The organism is Streptomyces sp. NPDC046727 (assembly GCF_040645635.1).
Taxonomy (GTDB): Bacteria; Actinomycetota; Actinomycetes; order Streptomycetales; family Streptomycetaceae; genus Streptomyces.
In genome coordinates, this window is sequence record NZ_JBEYYR010000040.1 from 24,407 (window position 1) to 43,838 (window position 19,432).

The window sequence follows — 19,432 nt, forward strand, 5'->3', positions numbered from 1 at the left end:
CGCTCCCGCGACATGATCGGAGCCGACAGGCCACGACAGCAGGGAGACCTCGGTGCCTCATTCCATCGACGAAGCCTTCATGGCGCTTCCCCTACGGGCCCTCGCCGACGCCGCGCTCGCACGCGCGCGTGCGCTGGGGGCCGAGCACGCGGACTTCCGGTTCGAGCGGGTGCGCAGCGCGTCCTGGCGGCTGCGGGACGCGAAGCCCGCCGGATCGTCGGACACCACCGACCTCGGGTACGCCGTCCGGGTCGTGCACGGCGGTACGTGGGGCTTCGCCTCCGGGGTGGACCTGACCATGGACGCCGCCGCGCGGGTCGCCTCGCAGGCGGTGGCGATGGCGAAGCTCTCGGCGCAGGTGATCAAGGCCGCCGGGTCGGACGAGCGGGTGGAGCTGGCCGGTGAGCCGGTGCACGCGGAGCGGACCTGGGTCTCGTCGTACGAGATCGACCCGTTCTCGGTGCCCGACGAGGAGAAGGTGGCGCTGCTCACGGACTGGAGCTCCCGGCTGCTGGCGGCGCCGGGCGTGAACCACGTGGACGCCTCGCTGCTCACCGTGCACGAGAACAAGTTCTACGCCGACACCGCCGGGACCGTGACCACCCAGCAGCGGGTACGGCTGAACCCGCAGCTGACGGCCGTGTCGGTGGACGAGTCGAGCGGGGAGTTCGACTCCATGCGGACCATCGCGCCGCCGGTGGGGCGCGGCTGGGAGTACCTGACCGGCACCGGCTGGGACTGGGACGCCGAGCTGGAGCGGATCCCGGAGCTGCTCGCCGAGAAGATGCGGGCGCCGAGCGTGGAGCCGGGCCTGTACGACCTGGTGGTCGACCCGTCCAACCTGTGGCTGACCATCCACGAGTCCATCGGCCACGCCACCGAGCTGGACCGCGCCCTCGGCTACGAGGCCGCCTACGCCGGCACCTCCTTCGCCACCTTCGACCAGCTCGGCAAGCTGAGGTACGGCTCCGAGCTGATGAACGTCACCGGTGACCGCACCGCCGAGCACGGTCTCGCGACCGTCGGCTACGACGACGAGGGCGTCGAGGCGCAGTCCTGGGACCTGGTGAAGGACGGCACGCTCGTCGGCTACCAGCTGGACCGCAGGATCGCGAGGCTCACCGGGTTCGACCGGTCCAACGGGTGCGCGTTCGCGGACTCGCCGGCGCATGTGCCGGTGCAGCGCATGGCCAACGTGTCGCTGCGGCCGGATCCGGCCGGGCTGTCCACCGAGGACCTGATCGGCGGTGTCGACCGGGGCATCTACGTCGTCGGCGACCGGTCCTGGTCGATCGACATGCAGAGGTACAACTTCCAGTTCACCGGCCAGCGGTTCTTCAAGATCGAGAACGGGCGGATCACCGGGCAGCTGAAGGACGTCGCCTACCAGGCCACCACCACGGACTTCTGGGGGTCCATGGCGGCCGTCGGCGGCCCGCAGACCTATGTCCTCGGCGGTGCCTTCAACTGCGGCAAGGCCCAGCCGGGCCAGGTGGCCGCCGTGTCCCACGGGTGCCCGTCCGCCCTCTTCAAGGGCGTCAACATTCTGAACACCACGCAGGAGGCCGGCCGATGAGCGCCCGCACCAACAAGCCGCACGAGGTCGTCGAGCAGGCCCTGGCGCTGTCCCGGGCCGACGGCTGTGTCGTCATCGCCGACGAGCACTCCACCGCCAACCTGCGCTGGGCGGGCAACGCGCTCACCACCAACGGGGTGACGCGCGGCCGTACGCTCACCGTGATCGCGACCGTGGACGGCAAGGAGGGCACCGCCTCCGGTGTCGTGTCCCGGTCCGCGGTCACCGCCGAGGAGCTGGAGCCGCTGGTGCGGGCCGCCGAGGCCGCGGCGCGCGGTGCCGGGCCCGCCGAGGACGCGCAGCCCCTGGTCGGTGGCGTGCCGCAGTCCCCGGACTTCACGGACGCGCCCGCCGAGACCTCCTCCGCCGTGTTCGCCGACTTCGCCCCGGCGCTCGGCGAGGCCTTCGCACGCGCGCGTGCGGGCGGCCGGGAGCTGTACGGCTTCGCCAACCACGAACTGGTGTCGACGTACCTGGGGACGTCCACCGGACTGCGTCTGCGGCACGACCAGCCCACCGGCACGCTGGAGCTGAACGCCAAGTCGCCGGACCGTACGCGCTCGGCGTGGGCCGGCCGGTCCACCCGGGACTTCAAGGACGTCGACCCGGGCGCGCTCGACGCCGAGCTGGCCGTACGGCTCGGCTGGGCGGAGCGGCGCGTGGAGCTGCCCGCGGGGCGCTACGAGACGCTGCTGCCGCCCACTGCCGTGGCGGACCTGCTGATCTACCAGCTGTGGTCGGCGTCGGGCCGGGACGCCTCCGAAGGGCGGACGGTCTTCTCCAGGCCGGGCGGCGGCACCCGGGTCGGCGAAAAGCTGAGCGAGCTGCCGCTGAACCTGCGCAGCGACCCGAACGAGCCCGGCCTGGAGTGCCCGCCCTTCGTGGTCGCCCACTCCTCCGGCGGCGACGAGTCGGTCTTCGACAACGGCCTGCCGACGCACGCCACGGAGTGGATCGGCGAGGGCGTGCTCAAGCATCTGACCACCACCCGGCACAGCGCGGGCCTGACCGGGCTGCCGGTCGCGCCGGTGCTCGGCAACCTGATCCTGGACGGCGGGCAGGACCGCTCCCTGGAGGAGATGGTCGCGGACACCGAGCGCGGGCTGCTGCTGACCTGCCTGTGGTACATCCGCGAGGTCGACCCGGCCACGCTGCTGCTGACCGGCCTGACCCGGGACGGTGTCTACCTCGTGGAGAACGGCGAGGTGACCGGGCAGGTGAACAACTTCCGGTTCAACGAGTCGCCGGTGAACCTGCTGGGCCGGGCCACGGAGGCCGGGCGGACGGAGCGGACGCTGCCGCGCGAGTGGAGCGACTGGTTCACCCGGGCCGCGATGCCCGCGCTGCGGATCCCCGATTTCAATATGAGCTCTGTCAGTCAGGGCGTATAACCTCGTAGTCGGCTGTCACCCGACCGCCGGAAGATCACCAAGGAGACACGAGAACCGTGACGGACATCGTCGACGAGCTGAAGTGGCGGGGGCTCATCGCCCTCTCCACGGACGAGGACGCACTGCGCAAGGCGTTCGCGGACGGCCCCGTCACGTTCTATTGCGGCTTCGACCCGACCGCGCCCAGCCTGCACCTCGGCAACCTCGTGCAGATCCTGACGATGCGCCGCATCCAGGAGGCGGGCAACCGTCCGCTGGCGCTGGTCGGCGGTGCCACGGGTCTCATCGGCGACCCGAAGCCCACGGCCGAGCGCACGCTGAACGCGCCGGAGGTCGTGGCCGGCTGGGTGGAGCGGCTGCGCGCGCAGATCGAGCCGCTGCTCCACTTCGACGGGCCGAACGCCGCGGTGATGGTCAACAACCTGGACTGGACCCAGGGCCTGTCGGCCATCGAGTTCCTGCGGGACATCGGCAAGCACTTCCGGGTCAACAAGATGATCGCCAAGGAGGCCGTCTCCCGGCGGCTCAACTCCGACGCGGGCATCAGCTACACCGAGTTCAGCTACCAGATCCTGCAGGGCATGGACTTCCTGGAGCTGTACCGGAGGCACGGCTGCACGCTGCAGACCGGCGGCAGCGACCAGTGGGGCAACCTCACCTCGGGCACGGACCTGATCCACCGGGTCGAGCCGGAGGCCGTAGTGCACGCGCTGGGCACCCCGCTGATCACCAAGGCGGACGGCACCAAGTTCGGCAAGACCGAGTCCGGCACGGTGTGGCTCGACCCCGAGATGACCACGCCGTACGCGTTCTACCAGTTCTGGGTCAACGCGGACGACCGGGACGTCTCCAAGTTCCTGCGCATCTTCAGCTTCCGGTCCCGTGAGGAGATCGAGGAGCTGGAGCGGCAGACGGAGGAGCGTCCGCAGGCCCGGGCGGCGCAGCGGGCGCTCGCCGAGGAGCTGACGACGCTGGTGCACGGCGCCGACCAGACGGCCGCGGTGATCGCCGCGTCCCGCGCCCTGTTCGGGCAGGGCGAGCTGTCGGACCTGGACGGGCGGACGCTGGCGGCGGCGCTGTCCGAGGTGCCGCACATCCAGGTCACCGAGCTGGCTCCGGTGGTCGATCTGTTCGCCGAGGTGGGTCTGGTGGCCAGCAAGTCCGCCGCGCGCCGGACGGTCAAGGAGGGGGGCGCCTACGTGAACAACGTGAAGGTCACCGCCGAGGACGCCGTCCCGGGTGCCGAGGAGCTGCTGCACGGGCGGTGGCTGGTGCTGCGGAGGGGCAAGAAGAACCTCGCCGCGGTGGAGGTCGTTTCCGAGTAGCGCCGCAGGGGCGTGGGAGTGTGCGGGCCGCGGGTCGTTCCCTCAGGCCCGCTGCTTCCTCTTGCCCAGCGTTGCCATGTACAAGGCGTCGACCGCTGCCACGATGATGATCGCGGCCACCAGCTGGAAGGCGTGCCGGCTCCAGTCGATGCCCCGGGTCTCGGCGACACCGAGGGCTCCGGCGATGGCGTTGCCCGCGATCGCGCCCAGCATGCCGCAGATCGTGGTCAGCCACAGGGGGCTGTGCTGCTTGCCCGGGATGACCGCCTTGGCGATGAGGCCCAGCACGAATCCCACGATGATCGCCCACAACCAGCCCATGGCTGCCTCCTCGTACGGCTCGACGTGAGCATTACGGCCAGTGTCGTTCGGTCCGCCGTACGACGCATGTCGGGCTCCCCCGTACGCGGTGCCGGCCGCGTCGTCGCAGGCGGCGGGCGACCCGGTCTCGAGGGCGGCGCGGGCGCGGCGTAACGTGGGTGGTGTCCCGGCCCGGTTCCCCGCCGGCCGTGGGCGAGGGTGCGGGCCGGGGAGAGTCCGATGCGGGCGGATGGTGGAATGTGACGCGGAAACAGCACGGCGGCGGCGCCCAGGTGTTCCGGATCACCGGTGCCCGGACCGGGCTCGCCGAGGACGTCCGGGGCCGGCAGCGGCGGTACGTGATCTCGATGTCGATCCGGACCCTGTCGGTGATCCTGGCGGTCTCGCTGTGGAACGTCGAGCGGTACGTCGCCATCGTCGCGCTCGTGCTCGGTGCGGTGCTCCCCTACATCGCCGTGGTGATCGCCAACGCGGGCCGGGAGCGGCCGCCTTCTCTTCCGTCGACGTTCGTCACCGCGCCGCTGCGCCCGATGATCGCGCCGACGCGGGCCGGGGACGAACAGACGGAACCGGCGGGGGAATCGGCCCGGGAATCGGTGCGGGAGGACACGCCGACGAACCCGGCGGCCGGAGTGCGCGGTGAGCGCCCGGATCCGGCCTGAGCACTGCGGACACGCCGGAAGCGGAACTCGGCCGTGCGTGGAACTCAAGAAAAGCTCAGATCAATCCTGCTGTACCAGTGCCGGGCGATGGGGTACCCGTGACATACTGCGTACGCGCTCCGCATCCCCCGTCGGAGCGACGGACCGACGCCGGGCAGCTCCCCCCGTGGCTGCCCGGCGTCGCCTTGTTTCCGCCCATTCGCGAGACGAACCCGAGACGAAGCCGTGAGTGACGAGACCCCGATCTGCTCCGCCAAGGGCTGCCGTGCCGACGCCGTGTGGGTGCTGGCGTGGAACAACCCGAAGATCCATACGCCGGAGCGGCGCAAGACGTGGCTGGCCTGCGAGGAGCACCGCGAGCATCTGTCGCAGTTCCTCGGGGTCCGGGGGTTCCTGAAGGACGTCGTGAAGTTCGAGGAGTGGCGGGCGGCCGAAGAGGCCTAGCCACCCAGGCTCCGCCGATCGCCTGGCCGCCGGTCGCCTAGCCGCCGATCGCCGACATGGGTCGGTCCGGCTGGACGAACGACGGGTCGTCCAGGCCCGCTCCCGCCTTCTTGCCCCACATCGCGAGCTTCCAGATCCGGGCGATCTCCTCGTCCGGGGCGCCCGAGCGCAGGGCCGCGCGGAGGTCGGTCTCCTCGGTGGCGAACAGGCAGGTCCGTATCTGGCCGTCGGCGGTGAGGCGGGTGCGGTCGCAGGCCGCGCAGAACGGCCGGGTCACCGAGGCGATCACGCCGACCCGGTGCGGGCCGCCGTCCACCAGCCAGCGCTCCGCCGGTGCCGAGCCGCGCTCGTCGGCGCCCTCGGCCGTGAGGTCGAAGCGGGTGCGCAGGGAGGCGAGGATGTCCCCGGCGGTGACCATGCCCTCGCGCTTCCAGCCGTGCTGGGCGTCGAGCGGCATCTGCTCGATGAAGCGCAGCTCGTAGTCGTGCTCCACCGCCCAGGCGAGCAGGTCCGGGGCCTCGTCCTCGTTCAGGTCCGGCATCAGGACCGAGTTGACCTTGACCGGGGTGAGACCGGCCTCGCGGGCGGCCTGGAGACCTTCGAGGACGTCCTTGTGACGGTCGCGGCGGGTGAGGGTCTTGAAGACGTCCGGGCGGAGGGTGTCCAGGGAGACGTTGACCCGGTCCAGGCCCGCCGCCTTCAGCGCGGTCGCCGTGCGCTTGAGGCCGATGCCGTTGGTGGTGAGGGACATCTGCGGGCGCGGGGCGAGGGCCGCGACGCGCTCGACGATGCCGACCAGGCCCGGGCGCAGCAGCGGCTCGCCGCCGGTGAAGCGGACCTCCTCGATGCCGAGCGTGCGGACCGCTATGTCGATGAGCCGGACGATCTCGTCGTCCGTGAGCAGGTCGGGCTTGGCCAGCCACTGCAGGCCCTCCTCGGGCATGCAGTAGGTGCAGCGCAGATTGCACCGGTCGGTCAGCGAGACCCTCAGGTCGGTGGCCACTCGGCCGTAGGTGTCGATGAGCACGTGGGCCCCCTCCCTCTGCCGGTCACTCATTCTCGGTCAGGCACGCGTCCTGCGTCACCTGCGAGCCTACGTGACCCGACTGACAACGACAGCGGCCCGATCCCACGAGGTGCGACACGACCGCGTCGTAGGACCGTACAGTCCTGACGACGCGGTCGTCCGTAGGAAATCTCAGTGCGCTCCGGTGCCGGTCAGGGACCGCACCTCCAGTTCGGCGTACTTGCCGGCGTCCGGGGTCTCCTTCGACAGCAGGGTGCCCACGACGCCGAGCAGGAACCCGACCGGGATGGAGATGATGCCGGGGTTCTCCAGCGGGAACCAGTGGAAGTCGACGTCGGGGAACATCGAGGTCGGCTTGCCGGAGACGACCGGGGAGAACAGCACCAGGCCGACCGCGGTCACCAGGCCGCCGTAGATCGACCACAGGGCGCCCGAGGTGGTGAACCGCTTCCAGAACAGGCTGTAGAGGATGGTCGGCAGGTTGGCGGAGGCGGCGACCGCGAAGGCGAGGGCGACCAGGCCGGCCACGTTCAGGTCGCGGGCCAGGGCGCCGAGGACGATCGAGACCGCGCCGATGCCGACGGTCGCCCAGCGGGCCGCGCCCACCTCCTGCTTCTCGGTGGCCTGGCCCTTCTTGATGACGTTCGCGTAGATGTCGTGCGCGAACGAGGACGACGAGGCCAGGGTGAGGCCGGCGACGACCGCGAGGATCGTGGCGAAGGCGACCGCGGAGATGGTGGCGAGCAGGATCGCTCCCCAGTCGGAGTCGACGCCGCCCAGGTGCAGGGCCAGGAGCGGTGCCGCCGTGTTGCCCGCCTTGTTGGAGGCGATGATCTCGTCGGGTTTGATCAGTGCGGCGGCGCCGAAGCCGAGGGCGAGGGTCATCAGGTAGAAGGCGCCGATCAGGCCGATCGCCCAGATGACGGACTTACGGGCGGCCTTGGCGGTGGGCACCGTGTAGAAGCGGATCAGGATGTGCGGCAGGCCGGCGGTGCCCAGGACCAGGGCGATGCCGAGCGAGAGGAAGTCCAGCTTGGTGGTGCCGGTGGCGCCGTACTTCAGGCCGGGTTCCAGGAACGCGGATCCCTTGCCGCTGTTGTCGGCGGCCTTGCCGAGCAGGTCCGAGACGTTGAAGTGGAACTTCAGCAGGACCAGGAAGGTCAGCAGCAGGGCACCGATGATCAGCAGGACCGCCTTGACCATCTGGACCCAGGTGGTGCCCTTCATGCCGCCGATGGTGACGTACACGATCATCAGGACGCCGACCAGGGCGACGATGCCGATCTTGCCGCCGTCGCTGGTGATGCCGAGGAGCAGGGAGACCAGGACGCCGGCGCCGGCCATCTGGGCCAGCAGGTAGAAGATCGACACGACGATCGTGGAGGTGCCGGCGGCCGTGCGGACGGGGCGCTGGCGCATCCGGTAGGCGAGCACGTCGCCCATCGTGTAGCGGCCGGAGTTGCGCAGCGGCTCGGCGACCAGGAGCAGGGCGACCAGCCAGGCGACGAGGAAGCCGATGGAGTACAGGAAGCCGTCGTAGCCGAAGAGGGCGATGGCGCCGGCGATGCCGAGGAAGGACGCGGCGGACATGTAGTCGCCGGAGACGGCGAGGCCGTTCTGGAAGCCGGTGAACTGCCGTCCGCCGGCGTAGAAGTCGGCGGCGTCCTTCGTCTGCCGGCCCGCCCAGACGGTGATCACGAGTGTCGCGGCGACGAACACCGCGAACAGGGTGATGATCAGCGTCCGGTGCTCGCTCGCCTCGCCGGCGGCCAGCAGGGTGTGCTGAGCGGGGGTCATGCTCCGCCCTCCATCCGGGACTTGATGGCCTCGGCCTTCGGGTCGAGCTCGGCGGCGGCGTGCCGCGCGTACCACCAGGCGATGAGGAACGTGGTGAGGAACTGGGCGAGGCCCAGGACGAGGGCGACGTTGATGTTGCCGAACACCTTGGTGCCCATGAAGCCGCCCGCGTAGTTCGAGAGCAGGACGTACAGCAGGTACCAGGCGGTGAAGGCGATGGTCAGCGGGAAGGCGAAGGAGCGGTGGGCGCGGCGCAGTTCACCGAACTCCGCGCTCTGCTGCACCGCGGTGAACTCCTCGGTGGAAGGAAGGGGGGCTTGGGGTTTCGCGGGCGGCGGTGTCTCGGTAGCCACGGAGTCTCCTCGCGTCACGGACATGCGCTTTCTGATCTCACAGGAACGGAGATCACATTACAGGGAGTCATCACTCGACTCCTCGGTGTGATTCCGGTGGGGGCCACGATCCTGATGGGCCCTCCGTCCACGGTCACGGCGCCACGCGCGGACCGGTTCAAGTCGGCCTGGCTCTTTCGGAGATCAGCCTCGGGATATAGCTTCGCCCTGCACCACTCGTCATGTACCTGCCCGAGCAGCACCCTGCGTCTCGGGCGGTTCCGTATCCGGATGATGTGGAGATCCCATGGCTCATCTGCGCTCCAGACGCCGACTCGGGCTCGCCGTGCCGGTCGTGCTGTCGCTGACCGCCACGCTCGGCTTCCTGCCGTCGGTGGCCTCGGCGGCGACCCCGGCAGGCACCACGGCGGCCACGACGGCGCGGGCGGCGGACGGCCCCGGCCTCGCGTACGTGGTCAACACCAGCACGGACCATCACACGATCGAGTCGGTGCAGCAGGCGATCGCGCGCAACGGCGGGACGATCGTGGCGAGTTACGACCGGATCGGCGTGATCGTCGTCCACTCCGCGAACCCCGACTTCGGCACGCTCATGCGTGCCGTGCGCGGCGTGCAGTCGGCGGGTGCCACGCGGACCGCTCCGCTGACGGCGGCGGGCACGACCGACGAGGGCGCGGTGCAGGTCCTGTCGAAGGCGGAGGCCGCGAAGATCGCCCAGGGGGCGACGGCGGGCGAGGAACCCCTTGAGGCCGACCAGTGGGACCTGCGGGCGATCGGCGCCGACAAGGCCGCGACGATCAACCCGGGCAGCCGGAACGTCACCGTCGGCGTCATCGACACGGGCGTGGACGACACCCACCCGGACATCGCCCCGAACTTCTCCGCGTCCCAGTCGGCGAACTGCGTGAGCGGCAAGGCGGACACCACGTACGGCGCGTGGCGGCCGGCGGACGCCGACCACTACCACGGCACCCATGTGGCGGGCGAGATAGCCGCGGCCCGCAACGGCACGGGCGTGGCGGGTGTGGCGCCGGGCGTGAAGGTCGCGAGCATCACCGTGGCCCAGCCGGACGCGACCTCGCTGTTCTACCCCGAGAGCGTGGTCTGCGCCTTCGTGTTCGCCGCGGACCACGGCATCGAGATCACCAACAACAGCTACTACGTTGATCCATGGCTGTACAACTGCATGGACGACCCCGATCAGCGCGCCATCGTTGACGCGGTCAACAGGGCCCAGCTGTACGCCCAGCACAAGGGCACGCTCAACGTCGCCTCGGCGGGCAACTCCAACGACGACCTGGACGCCGACGCGATCAAGGACGCGTCCAGCCCCGACGACTCGACGCCCCAGACCCGCACGGTCGACCCGCACAAGTGCTTCGACGTGCCGACCCAGCTGCCCGGTGTGGTGACCGTGAGCGCGGTGGGCGTGAAGGGCGCCAAGTCGTACTACTCCAGCTACGGCCGGGGTGTGGTCGACGTGGCGGGGCCGGGCGGCGACAAGTACCAGATCCCGGACACGCCGTCGAAGAACGGCCGCATCCTGTCCACGCTGCCGAACAACCAGTACGGCTTCCTGCAGGGCACCTCGATGGCCTCCCCGCACGTGGCCGCGGTGGCCGCGCTGCTCAAGTCCGCCCACCCGCACGCCACTCCGGCCCAGCTGCAGGCGCTGCTGAAGGCGGAGGCGGACAACCCGGGCTGCCCGACCGAGCCGTACGACGGCAACGGTGACGGGGTCGTGGACGCGACGTGCGCCGGCGGCAAGCGGGTGAACGGCTTCTACGGCTTCGGCGTCGTCAACGCGTTGCGCGCGGTCGAGTAGGGATCACGTAGAGGGCTGCAGCAGTCGACCTTCACTATGCAGTGTTGATTGAATCAATACTGCATAGTGAAGTAATGACTGCTATCAATGATGCCTGGGAGGCCCTCGGCGGCGCGCCCGGTCTGCTGCCGCGTGTGTCGACCGTCGTACGCCGTGACGTGCTCGACGCGAAGCTGCCCGTACGGGACCTGGCACGCGCGTGTGTGGGAGCGGGGGCGCTGGCCGCCGCCGAACTGGGGGCGCGGCGGGCCGGGCTCGCCGAGGTGCCGGCGGTCACCGTGGACGACGGGGCGGTCGCCGCCGCCTTCCACAGCGAGCGGCTCCTCCGGGTCGACGGCCGGACGCCGGACGTCTTCGCGCCGCTGTCGCGGTTCTGGCGCACGGCCGACGGCTGGGTGCGCACCCACGCCAACTACCCGCACCACCGGGCCCGGCTGCTCGACGCGCTGGGCCTGCCGGCGGACGCCTCGGCCGAGGACGTCGCCGCCCGGCTCGCCGGGCGCTCGGCACGGGAGACCGAGGAGGCCGTCCAGGGCGCCGGCGGCCTGGCCGTGGCCCTGCGCACGCCGGAGGAATGGCAGGCGCACCCGCAGTCCGCCGAGGTGGCCGCACGGCCGCTGGTCGAGCGCGCACGGCTGGACGCGGCACCCGCGCGCGTGCTGCCGCCGCTGGACCCGGCCGCCGCTCCCCTGCTGCCCGCCGCCGGGCTGCGGGTCCTGGATCTGACCCGGGTGCTGGCGGGCCCCGTCGCGACCCGCACCCTGGCCCTGCTGGGCGCGGACGTCCTGCGGGTGGACGCCCCCTGGCTGCCGGAACTGCCGGACCAGCACGCCGACACGGGCTTCGGCAAACGGTCCGCCGCGCTCGACCTGACCGCCGACCGGGACACGGTGGAGGAGCTGCTGGGCGCGGCGGACGTCGTGGTCACCGGGTACCGGCCGGGCGCCCTCGACCGGTACGGGCTCGCACCGCGGGCGCTGGCCGACCGGCACCCCGGTCTGGTCGTGGCGCAGGTGTCGGCGTGGGGTGCGTACGGGCCGTGGGGCGGGCGGCGCGGCTTCGACAGCCTGGTGCAGGTCGCGACCGGCATCGCGGTCACCGAGGGCTCGGCGGAGCGGCCCGGCGCGCTGCCCGCGCAGGCCCTGGACCACGGCACCGGCTATCTGCTGGCGGCGGGCGTGCTGCGGGCGCTGACCGAGCAGTCGTACGAGGGCGGGAGCCGGCTGGTCCGGCTCGCCCTGGCCCGGACCGCCCGCTGGCTGACGGACGGCATCCGTCCGGCCCCGGCCGAGGGCGCGCCGTACCCCGGGCCGGACGCCTGGCTGGCCGGGACGGACAGCCCGCTGGGTCACCTGCGGCACGCCCGCCCGGCCGTGGCCTTCACCGGTGGCCCCACCGACTGGGAGCGGCCTCCGGTGCCCTGGGGGTCGGACCCGGCGAAGTGGCGGTGAGGCGGTTCAGCCGTTGCTGCCGTTGGTCACCAGCACCTTGAGCGCCGTGCGTTCGTCCATGGCCTTGTAGCCGTCGGGGACGCCCTCGATGTCGACGGTCATGTCGAACACCGGGGAGGGGTCGATCGTGCCGTCGAGCACGTCGGGCAGCAGGTCGGGGATGTAGGCGCGGACCGGGGCGACGCCGCCGCGCAGGGCGATGTTCCGGTCGAACATCACGCCGAGGTCCAGGCCGGTGCCGCTGCCGTGGGGCACGCCCACGAAGCCGATGGCGCCGCCGTCACGGGTGATGTTCACGGCGGTCCGCATGGACTGCTCGGTGCCGACCGCCTCCACGACGGCGTGGGCGCCCTGCCCGCGGGTCAGCTCGCGGACCGCCTCGACGGCCGCGTCCCCGCGCTCGGCGACGACGTCAGTGGCGCCGAACCGGCGCGCGATGTCGGTACGGACCTCGTGCCGGCCGAGCGCGATGATCCGCTCGGCGCCGAGCCGCCTGGCGGCCAGCACGGCGCACAGGCCGACCGCGCCGTCGCCGACCACGGCGACCGTGGCGCCGGGCCGGGCGCCCGCGCCGAGGGCGGCGTGGTGGCCGGTGCCGAGCACGTCCGAGAGGGTCAGCAGGGCGGACAGCAGATGGTCGTCGGAGGCTGCGTCCTTGGGGAGCTGGACGAGGGTGCCGTCGGCGAAGGGCACGCGCACGGCCTCGCCCTGGCCGCCGTCGTAGCCGACGGTCCCCCAGAAGCCGCCGTGCTCGCAGGAGGTGGTCAGGCCCTCGCGGCAGTAGTCGCAGACGCCGTCGGACCACATGAAGGGCGCGACCACCAGGTCGCCGCGCCTGACGGTGCTCACCTCGGAGCCGGTCTCCTCCACGATCCCGAGGAACTCGTGCCCGATCCGCTGCCCGGGCTGCCGGGCCGCCTCACCGCGGTAGGCCCACAGGTCGCTGCCGCAGATGCAGGCCCGCAGCACCCGCACGACGGCGTCGGTGGGCAACTGCACCACGGGCTCGGGCACGTCCTCCACGCGCATGTCGTACGGGGCGTGGATGGTGGTGGCGCGCATGGCGAGGATCCTTCTCGTGCGGGTGTCGTGCGGGGTGCTCAGGGGGTGGTCGAGCGCACTTCACCGTACGCCGTGGCCGCGGCGGGCCGCGCGGCCAGGGTGCGGGACCGCTACACGCCCGCCGCGCCCAGCAGCGTCCCCGCCGCGTACGTCACCGCCATGGCGAGCGCCCCGCCCGCCACGTTCCGCAGCACCGCGCGCTTCGGGTCGGCCGCTCCCAGCCGGGCGCTGGTCCAGCCGGTGAGGACGAGCGCGGCCAGCACGCAGACCACCGTGACCGGGAGCCGCCGGCCGGCCGGCGGGAGGACGATCGCCAGGAGCGGCAGCAGCGCGCCCGCCGTGAAGGCCAGGAAGCTCGCCCAGGCCGCGTGCCAGGGGACGGTCAGCTCGTCCGGGTCGATGCCCAGCTCCACGCGCGCGTGCGCCTTGAGCGCGTCCCGCGCGGTGAGCTGCGCGGCGGCCTCCCGGGCGACCTCATGGGACAGCCCGCGCTGCTGGAGAAGCTCGGTCAGCTCCTCCAGTTCGGCCTCCGGCCGCTCCTTCAGTTCTCGCTTCTCCACGGCCAGCGCGGCCACCTCGGAGTCCCGCTGGGTCGACACCGAGACGTACTCCCCCGCCGCCATCGACATGGACCCGGCGAGCAGGCCGGCCAGGCCGGCGGTGAGCAGGGCGGCGCGGGAGTCGGTGGCACCGGCCACGCCGACGACGAGTCCGGCGGTCGACACGATGCCGTCGTTCGAGCCGAGGACGGCCGCCCGCAGCCAGTTCAGGCGGGAGCCCAGCGCACCGCCATGAGCCTCGTCATGGGTTGGTTCCGTCACAGCAGGGAGGATCGCACCCCGCCCGTCACCAGACCCGTACCGACGCTCCTGACGCGAACACCGGGCTGGTCGCGTCGGCCGGCGGCTCCTCCAGGGGCTCGGCGATCTCCGCCACCGTGGGGCCGACCTTCGCCGCGATGGGGTCCAGGAGGTCCAGGTCGAAGCCGTAGACCCGGGCCGCGTTGCCGCCGAGCATGGCCGCGACCTCCGCGCGCGGGACGCCCGCGTAGGCGAACCGGAGGGCCTCTCGGGTGTAGGGGTGGGTGCCCTCGTCGTGCGGGTAGTCGCTGCCCCACATGATCTTGTCGACGCCGATGCGGTCGCGCAGCGGCACCTCGTGGGGGCGCATGAAGCTGGCGCCTACGTAGCAGTGGTCCCGCCAGACCTGTGAGGGCGCCCCGCCCATGCCCTCCGCCAGGCCGGCGCCGAACTTCGCCTCCGCGCCGCCCCCTTGCGCGGCCGTGGCGACCAGGCGGCCGTGGTAGTAGTCCAGCATGTCCAGGACCCCGGGGATCCAGCCGGAGCCCTGCTCGGTCAGGACCAGCCGCAGGTCCGGGTGGCGGCGGAAGGCGCCGCCGAAGACCAGGTGCCACAGGGCGCGGTGGGAGAACCAGGTCGTCTCCACCATGAACACCGCGCGTGCGGCCGGTTCCTCTCCGAGCGGCGGGGACGCCGAGCCGGCGTGGTGGTTGACGGGGAGGCCGAGTTCCGCGCAGGCGGCCCAGATCGGGTCGTACGTCCGCGAGTGCAGCTCGGGCAGGCCGGAGCCGGGCGGTGCGCCCGGCAGCATCAGGCCGCCCTTCAGGCCCGCCGACGCGGCCCACCGGATCTCCTTGACGGCCTCCTCGACGTCCCCGAGGAGGATCTGGAAGACGCCGGCCCGGCGGCCGGGCGCGGCGGCGCAGAAGTCCGCGAGCCAGCGGTTGTGGGCGCGCAGGCCCGCCCAGCGCCGCTCGAAGTCCCCGGCGTCCGGGGGCGGGGCCATGAGCGAGCCGGACGGGAAGAACGGCGGGATGGTGTTCGGGAAGATCACCTCCGCGACGATCCCGTCCGCCTCCATCTCGGCGAGGCGCCGGCCGGAGTTCCAGTTGCGGTCGGCGGAGTCGGCGAGCAGGTCCTCGTAGGGGTTGACGTAGGTGGCCGCCCAGACGTCGAAGTCGTCGTGGTGGCGCTTGGCCAGGTACGGCTTGTAGTCGAGCAGGTCGGCGCCTGCGTGGCAGTCGGCGGAGATCACCGTGTAGCGGTCCGTCACCGGGTCACCTCCGGGAGGGGGAAGTCGCGGTCGGGTCCCTGGAGCGGGAAGTCGCCGCCGGTCAGCCAGTGCCGTCCGGCCTCGCGTGAGCGCGCCCAGGACGCCTCCACGGCCGCCTGGTCGGCGGGCTGGCCGAGGTCGGCGGGGGTGGGGCCGATGCGGCGGGCCAGGGGTGCCAGCTTCGCGGTGTCGAAGCCGAAGACCTCGGCCGCGGCGAGGCCCAGCATGCGGCGGGTCTCGGCGACCGGGATGTCGTGGAAGGTACGGCGCAGCCACGCGCGCGTGTCGGGCCAGGTGCCCTCGGGGTGCGGGAAGTCGCTGCCCCAGAGGATGTTGTCGACGCCGATCTCGTAGCGCTGGGCCAGTTCGCGCCGCTTGGTGTTGGTGGCGCAGACGAAGATCTGCCGGTCGAGGTATTCGTGCGGCGGTCGCTTCAGCTCCTGGAACGGGGAGAGCTTCTTGCCGCCGTGCGCGCCGAGGTAGAGGCGGTCCATGAACCAGAGCAGGTTGGGCAGCCACCAGCAGCCCGACTCGGCGACGCCGAAGCGCAGCCCCGGGTGGCGTTCGAAGACGCCGGACCAGAGCAGGAACCACAGCGGGCGGGCCGGCCACCAGGTGACCTCGCTGACGTAGATGCCGAGGTGGTCGCCGTACTCCTCGCGCGGGGCCGCGCCGGAGTGGGTGAGCACGGGCGTCCCGCACTCGGCGGCGGCAGCCCACACGGGGTCGTAGCGGCGGTCGTGGTAGGGCTCCCTGTCGGCCCACATGGACGGGATCATCAGGGCGCCGAGGCCGGACTCGCGGGCACGGCGGATCTCGGCGACGACCCGGTCGACGGGGGCCGTGACGGGCAGCAGGGCGACTCCGCAGTGCCGTTCGGGGTGCTCCGAGACGAAGTCCGCGAGCCAGCGGTTGTGCGCCCGCGCGCCCGCCATGCCGAGTTCCGGGTCCTGGTCGCCGGAGAGGCCGAGGCCCACGCCGAAGGGCGCGGCGGTCCGGCTGTCCACGGCGTCGGCGTCCGGGAAGACGACCTCGGCGGCCACGCCGTCCCCGTCGAGTTCCTTCAGTCGCCGCGCGGCGTCCCAGCCGCCGCGCAGGCCCTCCTCGTTGTCGTGGAACCACTTGGCCGCGAACGTCTCGTTGCGGATGCCGAGTCGGGTCATCTCCTCGCGGCGCCGGTCGCGGCCCGCGAGGAAGTCGTCGAAGTCCCGGTGGAAACGGGACTCCAGATAGGGCCGGTACCGCTCGGTGGGCAGCCCGGCATGGCAGTCGGAGGAGATGATCAGGTACGGGTCCTGGCCGGCCACAGCAGCCTCCCGGTCAATCCAGTACGAAACGTTCGAGGTACGTCGGGTTCGCCCGGTCCAGCATCGAGCGCGCCCGCGCGCGGATCTGCGTGTCGCTGTGCTCGCTCTCCGGCAGCAGCCAGAAGCGGTCCGCGCGGATGCCGTCCACGACGAGTGCGGCGACCTCCTCGACGGGCGTGAAGCGGACCTCCTGGCCGGCCTCGCGCATCGCCGCCTCCCACTGGTCGAGGGTGCGGTACGGCGTCTTCCGGGGCCGCTGTTTGGCGTAGCGCTCGGGCCGGTTGCGGTGCGACTCCCACAGGCCGGTGCGCAGCATGTGCGGCCCGGGGAAGAGCACGGAGGCGCCCACGCGCGCGTGCTCGGCCCTCAGGTGGGCGTAGAGGGATTCGGTCAGGGTGACGACGGCCGCCTTGGTGATGGCGTACACGGAGGCGGTCGGGAGCGGCGCGACACCGCCGTCGGCGGAGGACGTGTTGATCACATGACCGGGTTGACCCGAGTTGATCATCCTGGCCACGAACGCCTGGACACCGTGGAAGACGCCCCACACATTGACGGCGAAAGCCCACTGCCAGTCGTTCGGGTCGTGCTCCCACATGCGGCCCTCGGCGCCGGAGCCGACGCCCGCGTTGTTGCACAGGACGTGCACGGCGCCGTAGGTGTCGTACGCCGACTCGGCCAGCTCCAGGACCTGTGCGCGGACGCCGACGTCGACCACGCGCGCGTGCACGTCGGCGCCTTGTGCGCGCAGGTCCGCCGCGGCCTTGTCCAGCGCCGCCTCCTCGATGTCGGCGAGGACGACCTTCAGGCCCTCGGCCGCGAACCGCCGCGCCATCGCCAGCCCGATCCCGCTCGCCGCTCCGGTGACGACGGCGACCTGACCTGCCCGGAGGTCCATCACGCCCTCCTCTCGGGCGGCCCGTCATGGATCTGGAGCGGGTCGTCGTAGCGCTGGTGGACGTACGGCAGCAGGGCCTGCGCGTCGACGCGTTCGGCCACCCGGCCGCTCTGGTCGCTGGTCTTCTCGCCGATGCTGATCTCCAGCAGGCGCAGCACGGGGAGGTCGGCGACGGGGTCGTACAGGGACTCGCGGAGCACCACGTCCCCGGTGATCCGTTCCAGCCGGCGGACCTTCTCGTGCCGTACGCAGTGCACCAGCACGGGGTCGCCGTCGAAGCCGGAACCGTCCACCGCGGGCAGGAACTTGAAGTAGAAGTCGGTCCTGCGTGTGGGCTCGGGCAGCGGCAGCGGGCCGCCGACCGCGCCGCGCACCTCCACGAAGGCGATGCCGTGCCGCGCCATCGACGCCCGTACGACGAGGCCGTCGCGCTCGACGGTGACCTCGCCGAGCTTCTTGGGCTCCCCGAAGACCTCACGACCGCCGGTGAGGGCGCGTTCGTGGGTCATCGGCATCACCAGCGGGTACCAGCCGTCGACCTCGCCGTGGGCGGCGGCGACCGCGAAGGAACCCGCCCCGAGGGGATACCCGGCCAGGTCGACCTCGCTGATGTTCACCCGCACGAGGGGCCGTGAGGCGGGCTTCAGCGGGGGCGGCAGCACCGCCGCGACCGCGTCCGGGTCGGTCTCCCAGACGGCCACCACTCCGGTGGACCAGATGTCGGGAAGCCGTGCGCTCGCGGTGCGCGTGGCGGCGATCTCCCGCTCGGTCCGTGCGCCGTACCGCACGCGTGCCATAACCGTACCGCCCTTCTCCTGACGGACCGTCATCTGTAACAGGGTTACAGCAGACTCGGCGCGGGGTAAACACACGTGCGCCGACGGGAGTTGGGGGGATCATGGCGAGCGGGGCGAGGAGCACGCTGACCCGGGAGGCGGTGCTGGACGCCGCCGCGGAGCTGGTGCGGCGGCACGGCCCGGACGCGCTGACCATGCGCGGACTCGCCGCCGGGCTGGGCACCGCGGTGACCTCGATCTACTGGCACGTGGGGGGCCGGGAGGCACTGCTCGACGCGCTCGTGGAGCGGACCGTGGCCGACCTCGGCGAGATCCGCGCGACCGGGCGCACGCCGGAGCAGCGCGTGCTGTCCGTCGCGCGCTCCCTGCGTCGCCGGCTGCGCGAGCATCCGCATCTGGTGGCCCTGGTGCACGAGCGCGGTCTGACCGAGCGGATGTTCCTGCCCGCCCAGCAGGTCCTGGTGCGCGAGGCGCACGCGGCGGGGCTGCGCGGGGTGCGGGCCGCCGAGTTCGTGCGGGCCGTGCAGTTCCAGGTCGTCGGGCATGTGCTGGTGGAGCGCAACCGCGAGCGGGCCCCGGCGCAGAATCCGGGCGAGGAGGAGCTGTGGCGGGCCGGGAGCGCCGGGGACGATGCCGCGCTGGCCCGGGCGCTGGCCCGCCCGGTGGACACGGAACGGCTGTTCGTGACGGCGGTACGGGCGCTGGTCGGATCCCTGCTGGCGCCCTCGTCCCGGCGCCTGTGAGTGGACCGGCACCGGGAAACACCGGGCCGGGTCGCCCAGGACCTGTTCCAGCACTTCGCGCACGGCCGTACGACACCGTGGGACCCCGGACACCGCGTTCGCCCGCCCGGTTGCGGGCCCGTGAGGCGCCGGACGGGGGGGAGCCCGTGGGAGAGGCGGCGGACGCCGACGCCCGTGCGGGTGAAGCGGCGGCGAAGAGGCAGCTGTTGCCGGCGCCGGTGCACGGCGGGGTGGCGCCGGAGGGGGCGACCGGTGTGCTGTACCGGCCGCCGCCCGGCCCGGTCGACGACTGCGGGCTCGATCCGCAGGTGGCCGGGGAGCCGGTGGCGGCGCGAGCCGGGGACCCGGTGGCGGAGCGGGGTGGCGGCGTACGGCCGGCC

General features: G+C 72.3%; 18 protein-coding genes. 8 read left to right on the top strand and 10 right to left on the bottom strand.

Annotated features, from left to right (window positions below; all coding sequences use genetic code 11):
• Nucleotides 1-52: 52 nt before the first annotated feature.
• The 3 genes from ABZ937_RS35145 to tyrS are packed head-to-tail and all read left to right on the top strand — an operon-like array spanning nt 53 to nt 4,292.
• On the top strand, nt 53-1,576 hold the full coding sequence (locus tag ABZ937_RS35145) for a TldD/PmbA family protein (protein WP_361698019.1): 1,524 nt from the start codon (nt 53-55) through the stop codon (nt 1,574-1,576).
• On the top strand, nt 1,573-2,967 hold the full coding sequence (locus ABZ937_RS35150) for a TldD/PmbA family protein (RefSeq protein ID WP_361698022.1): 1,395 nt from the start codon (nt 1,573-1,575) through the stop codon (nt 2,965-2,967). Before ABZ937_RS35145 ends, ABZ937_RS35150 begins: the two co-directional genes overlap by 4 nt.
• A 56-nt stretch (nt 2,968-3,023) precedes the next feature.
• Nucleotides 3,024-4,292 (top strand): tyrosine--tRNA ligase, encoded by a 1,269-nt coding sequence (gene tyrS / locus ABZ937_RS35155; RefSeq protein ID WP_361698025.1) that lies wholly within the window; start codon nt 3,024-3,026, stop codon nt 4,290-4,292.
• Between the two features lie 42 nt (nt 4,293-4,334).
• Here the strand turns inward: tyrS and ABZ937_RS35160 are convergent, their stop codons facing one another.
• Nucleotides 4,335-4,613: a GlsB/YeaQ/YmgE family stress response membrane protein gene (locus ABZ937_RS35160; protein WP_361698028.1), complete on the bottom strand. Its 279-nt coding sequence runs from the start codon at nt 4,611-4,613 to the stop codon at nt 4,335-4,337.
• Between the two features lie 239 nt (nt 4,614-4,852).
• Between ABZ937_RS35160 and ABZ937_RS35165 the strand changes: the two genes are divergently transcribed.
• Together ABZ937_RS35165 and ABZ937_RS35170 are read left to right on the top strand one after the other, a co-directional pair.
• Nucleotides 4,853-5,275: a DUF3099 domain-containing protein gene (locus ABZ937_RS35165; RefSeq protein WP_361698031.1), complete on the top strand. Its 423-nt coding sequence runs from the start codon at nt 4,853-4,855 to the stop codon at nt 5,273-5,275.
• A 225-nt stretch (nt 5,276-5,500) separates the two neighbouring features.
• On the top strand, nt 5,501-5,719 hold the full coding sequence (locus ABZ937_RS35170) for a hypothetical protein (RefSeq protein ID WP_361698033.1): 219 nt from the start codon (nt 5,501-5,503) through the stop codon (nt 5,717-5,719).
• Between the two features lie 37 nt (nt 5,720-5,756).
• Here the strand turns inward: ABZ937_RS35170 and moaA are convergent, their stop codons facing one another.
• The 3 genes from moaA to ABZ937_RS35185 all read right to left on the bottom strand — a co-directional run bounded on the left by moaA (nt 5,757) and on the right by ABZ937_RS35185 (nt 8,896).
• Nucleotides 5,757-6,746: a GTP 3',8-cyclase MoaA gene (gene moaA / locus ABZ937_RS35175; protein WP_361698035.1), complete on the bottom strand. Its 990-nt coding sequence runs from the start codon at nt 6,744-6,746 to the stop codon at nt 5,757-5,759.
• 171 nt (nt 6,747-6,917) lie between these two features.
• Nucleotides 6,918-8,543: a cation acetate symporter gene (locus ABZ937_RS35180; protein ID WP_361698037.1), complete on the bottom strand. Its 1,626-nt coding sequence runs from the start codon at nt 8,541-8,543 to the stop codon at nt 6,918-6,920.
• Nucleotides 8,540-8,896 (bottom strand): DUF485 domain-containing protein, encoded by a 357-nt coding sequence (locus ABZ937_RS35185; RefSeq protein WP_361698039.1) that lies wholly within the window; start codon nt 8,894-8,896, stop codon nt 8,540-8,542. The genes ABZ937_RS35180 and ABZ937_RS35185 overlap by 4 nt, the downstream gene beginning before the upstream one ends.
• 286 nt (nt 8,897-9,182) lie before the next feature.
• Between ABZ937_RS35185 and ABZ937_RS35190 the strand changes: the two genes are divergently transcribed.
• Together ABZ937_RS35190 and ABZ937_RS35195 are read left to right on the top strand one after the other, a co-directional pair.
• Nucleotides 9,183-10,721, top strand: coding sequence for a S8 family serine peptidase (locus ABZ937_RS35190; protein WP_361698041.1), 1,539 nt, complete (start codon nt 9,183-9,185; stop codon nt 10,719-10,721).
• A 74-nt stretch (nt 10,722-10,795) separates the two neighbouring features.
• Nucleotides 10,796-12,172 carry a CoA transferase gene (locus tag ABZ937_RS35195; protein WP_361698043.1) on the top strand — a complete coding sequence of 459 codons (1,377 nt, stop codon included), beginning with the start codon at nt 10,796-10,798 and terminating at the stop codon, nt 12,170-12,172.
• A 6-nt stretch (nt 12,173-12,178) separates the two neighbouring features.
• Here ABZ937_RS35195 and ABZ937_RS35200 read toward each other — a convergent pair whose 3' ends face one another.
• From ABZ937_RS35200 to ABZ937_RS35225, 6 genes are all read right to left on the bottom strand, one after another.
• The gene (locus tag ABZ937_RS35200) at nt 12,179-13,234 is read right to left on the bottom strand and encodes a zinc-dependent alcohol dehydrogenase family protein (RefSeq protein WP_361698044.1); all 1,056 of its coding nucleotides are present in this window, start codon (nt 13,232-13,234) and stop codon (nt 12,179-12,181) included.
• A 110-nt stretch (nt 13,235-13,344) separates the two neighbouring features.
• Nucleotides 13,345-14,055 (bottom strand): VIT family protein, encoded by a 711-nt coding sequence (locus ABZ937_RS35205; RefSeq protein ID WP_361698046.1) that lies wholly within the window; start codon nt 14,053-14,055, stop codon nt 13,345-13,347.
• A gap of 25 nt (nt 14,056-14,080) precedes the next feature.
• Nucleotides 14,081-15,307, bottom strand: coding sequence for an amidohydrolase family protein (locus ABZ937_RS35210; protein ID WP_361698048.1), 1,227 nt, complete (start codon nt 15,305-15,307; stop codon nt 14,081-14,083).
• Nucleotides 15,304-16,614 (bottom strand): amidohydrolase family protein, encoded by a 1,311-nt coding sequence (locus tag ABZ937_RS35215; RefSeq protein WP_361698050.1) that lies wholly within the window; start codon nt 16,612-16,614, stop codon nt 15,304-15,306. The genes ABZ937_RS35210 and ABZ937_RS35215 overlap by 4 nt, the downstream gene beginning before the upstream one ends.
• 13 nt (nt 16,615-16,627) lie before the next feature.
• Nucleotides 16,628-17,512 (bottom strand): SDR family NAD(P)-dependent oxidoreductase, encoded by an 885-nt coding sequence (locus ABZ937_RS35220; RefSeq protein ID WP_361698052.1) that lies wholly within the window; start codon nt 17,510-17,512, stop codon nt 16,628-16,630.
• Nucleotides 17,512-18,309, bottom strand: coding sequence for an acetoacetate decarboxylase family protein (locus ABZ937_RS35225; protein ID WP_361698138.1), 798 nt, complete (start codon nt 18,307-18,309; stop codon nt 17,512-17,514). The genes ABZ937_RS35220 and ABZ937_RS35225 overlap by 1 nt, the downstream gene beginning before the upstream one ends.
• A 101-nt stretch (nt 18,310-18,410) precedes the next feature.
• On the opposite strand from ABZ937_RS35225, the gene ABZ937_RS35230 reads away from it, so the two are divergent.
• Nucleotides 18,411-19,052, top strand: coding sequence for a TetR family transcriptional regulator (locus ABZ937_RS35230; protein WP_361698054.1), 642 nt, complete (start codon nt 18,411-18,413; stop codon nt 19,050-19,052).
• Nucleotides 19,053-19,432 lie beyond the last annotated feature (380 nt).

Excerpts from the sequence above, each read along its gene's own strand:
- ABZ937_RS35220 (WP_361698052.1), bottom strand. The coding sequence starts at position 17,512 with ATGGACCTCCGGGCAGGTCAGGTCGCCGTCGTCACCGGAGCGGCGAGC.
- ABZ937_RS35230 (WP_361698054.1), top strand. The coding sequence starts at position 18,411 with ATGGCGAGCGGGGCGAGGAGCACGCTGACCCGGGAGGCGGTGCTGGAC.
- ABZ937_RS35150 (WP_361698022.1), top strand. The coding sequence starts at position 1,573 with ATGAGCGCCCGCACCAACAAGCCGCACGAGGTCGTCGAGCAGGCCCTG.
- ABZ937_RS35190 (WP_361698041.1), top strand. The coding sequence starts at position 9,183 with ATGGCTCATCTGCGCTCCAGACGCCGACTCGGGCTCGCCGTGCCGGTC.
- ABZ937_RS35225 (WP_361698138.1), bottom strand. The coding sequence starts at position 18,309 with ATGGCACGCGTGCGGTACGGCGCACGGACCGAGCGGGAGATCGCCGCC.
- ABZ937_RS35180 (WP_361698037.1), bottom strand. The coding sequence starts at position 8,543 with ATGACCCCCGCTCAGCACACCCTGCTGGCCGCCGGCGAGGCGAGCGAG.
- ABZ937_RS35200 (WP_361698044.1), bottom strand. The coding sequence starts at position 13,234 with ATGCGCGCCACCACCATCCACGCCCCGTACGACATGCGCGTGGAGGAC.
- ABZ937_RS35160 (WP_361698028.1), bottom strand. The coding sequence starts at position 4,613 with ATGGGCTGGTTGTGGGCGATCATCGTGGGATTCGTGCTGGGCCTCATC.
- ABZ937_RS35195 (WP_361698043.1), top strand. The coding sequence starts at position 10,796 with ATGACTGCTATCAATGATGCCTGGGAGGCCCTCGGCGGCGCGCCCGGT.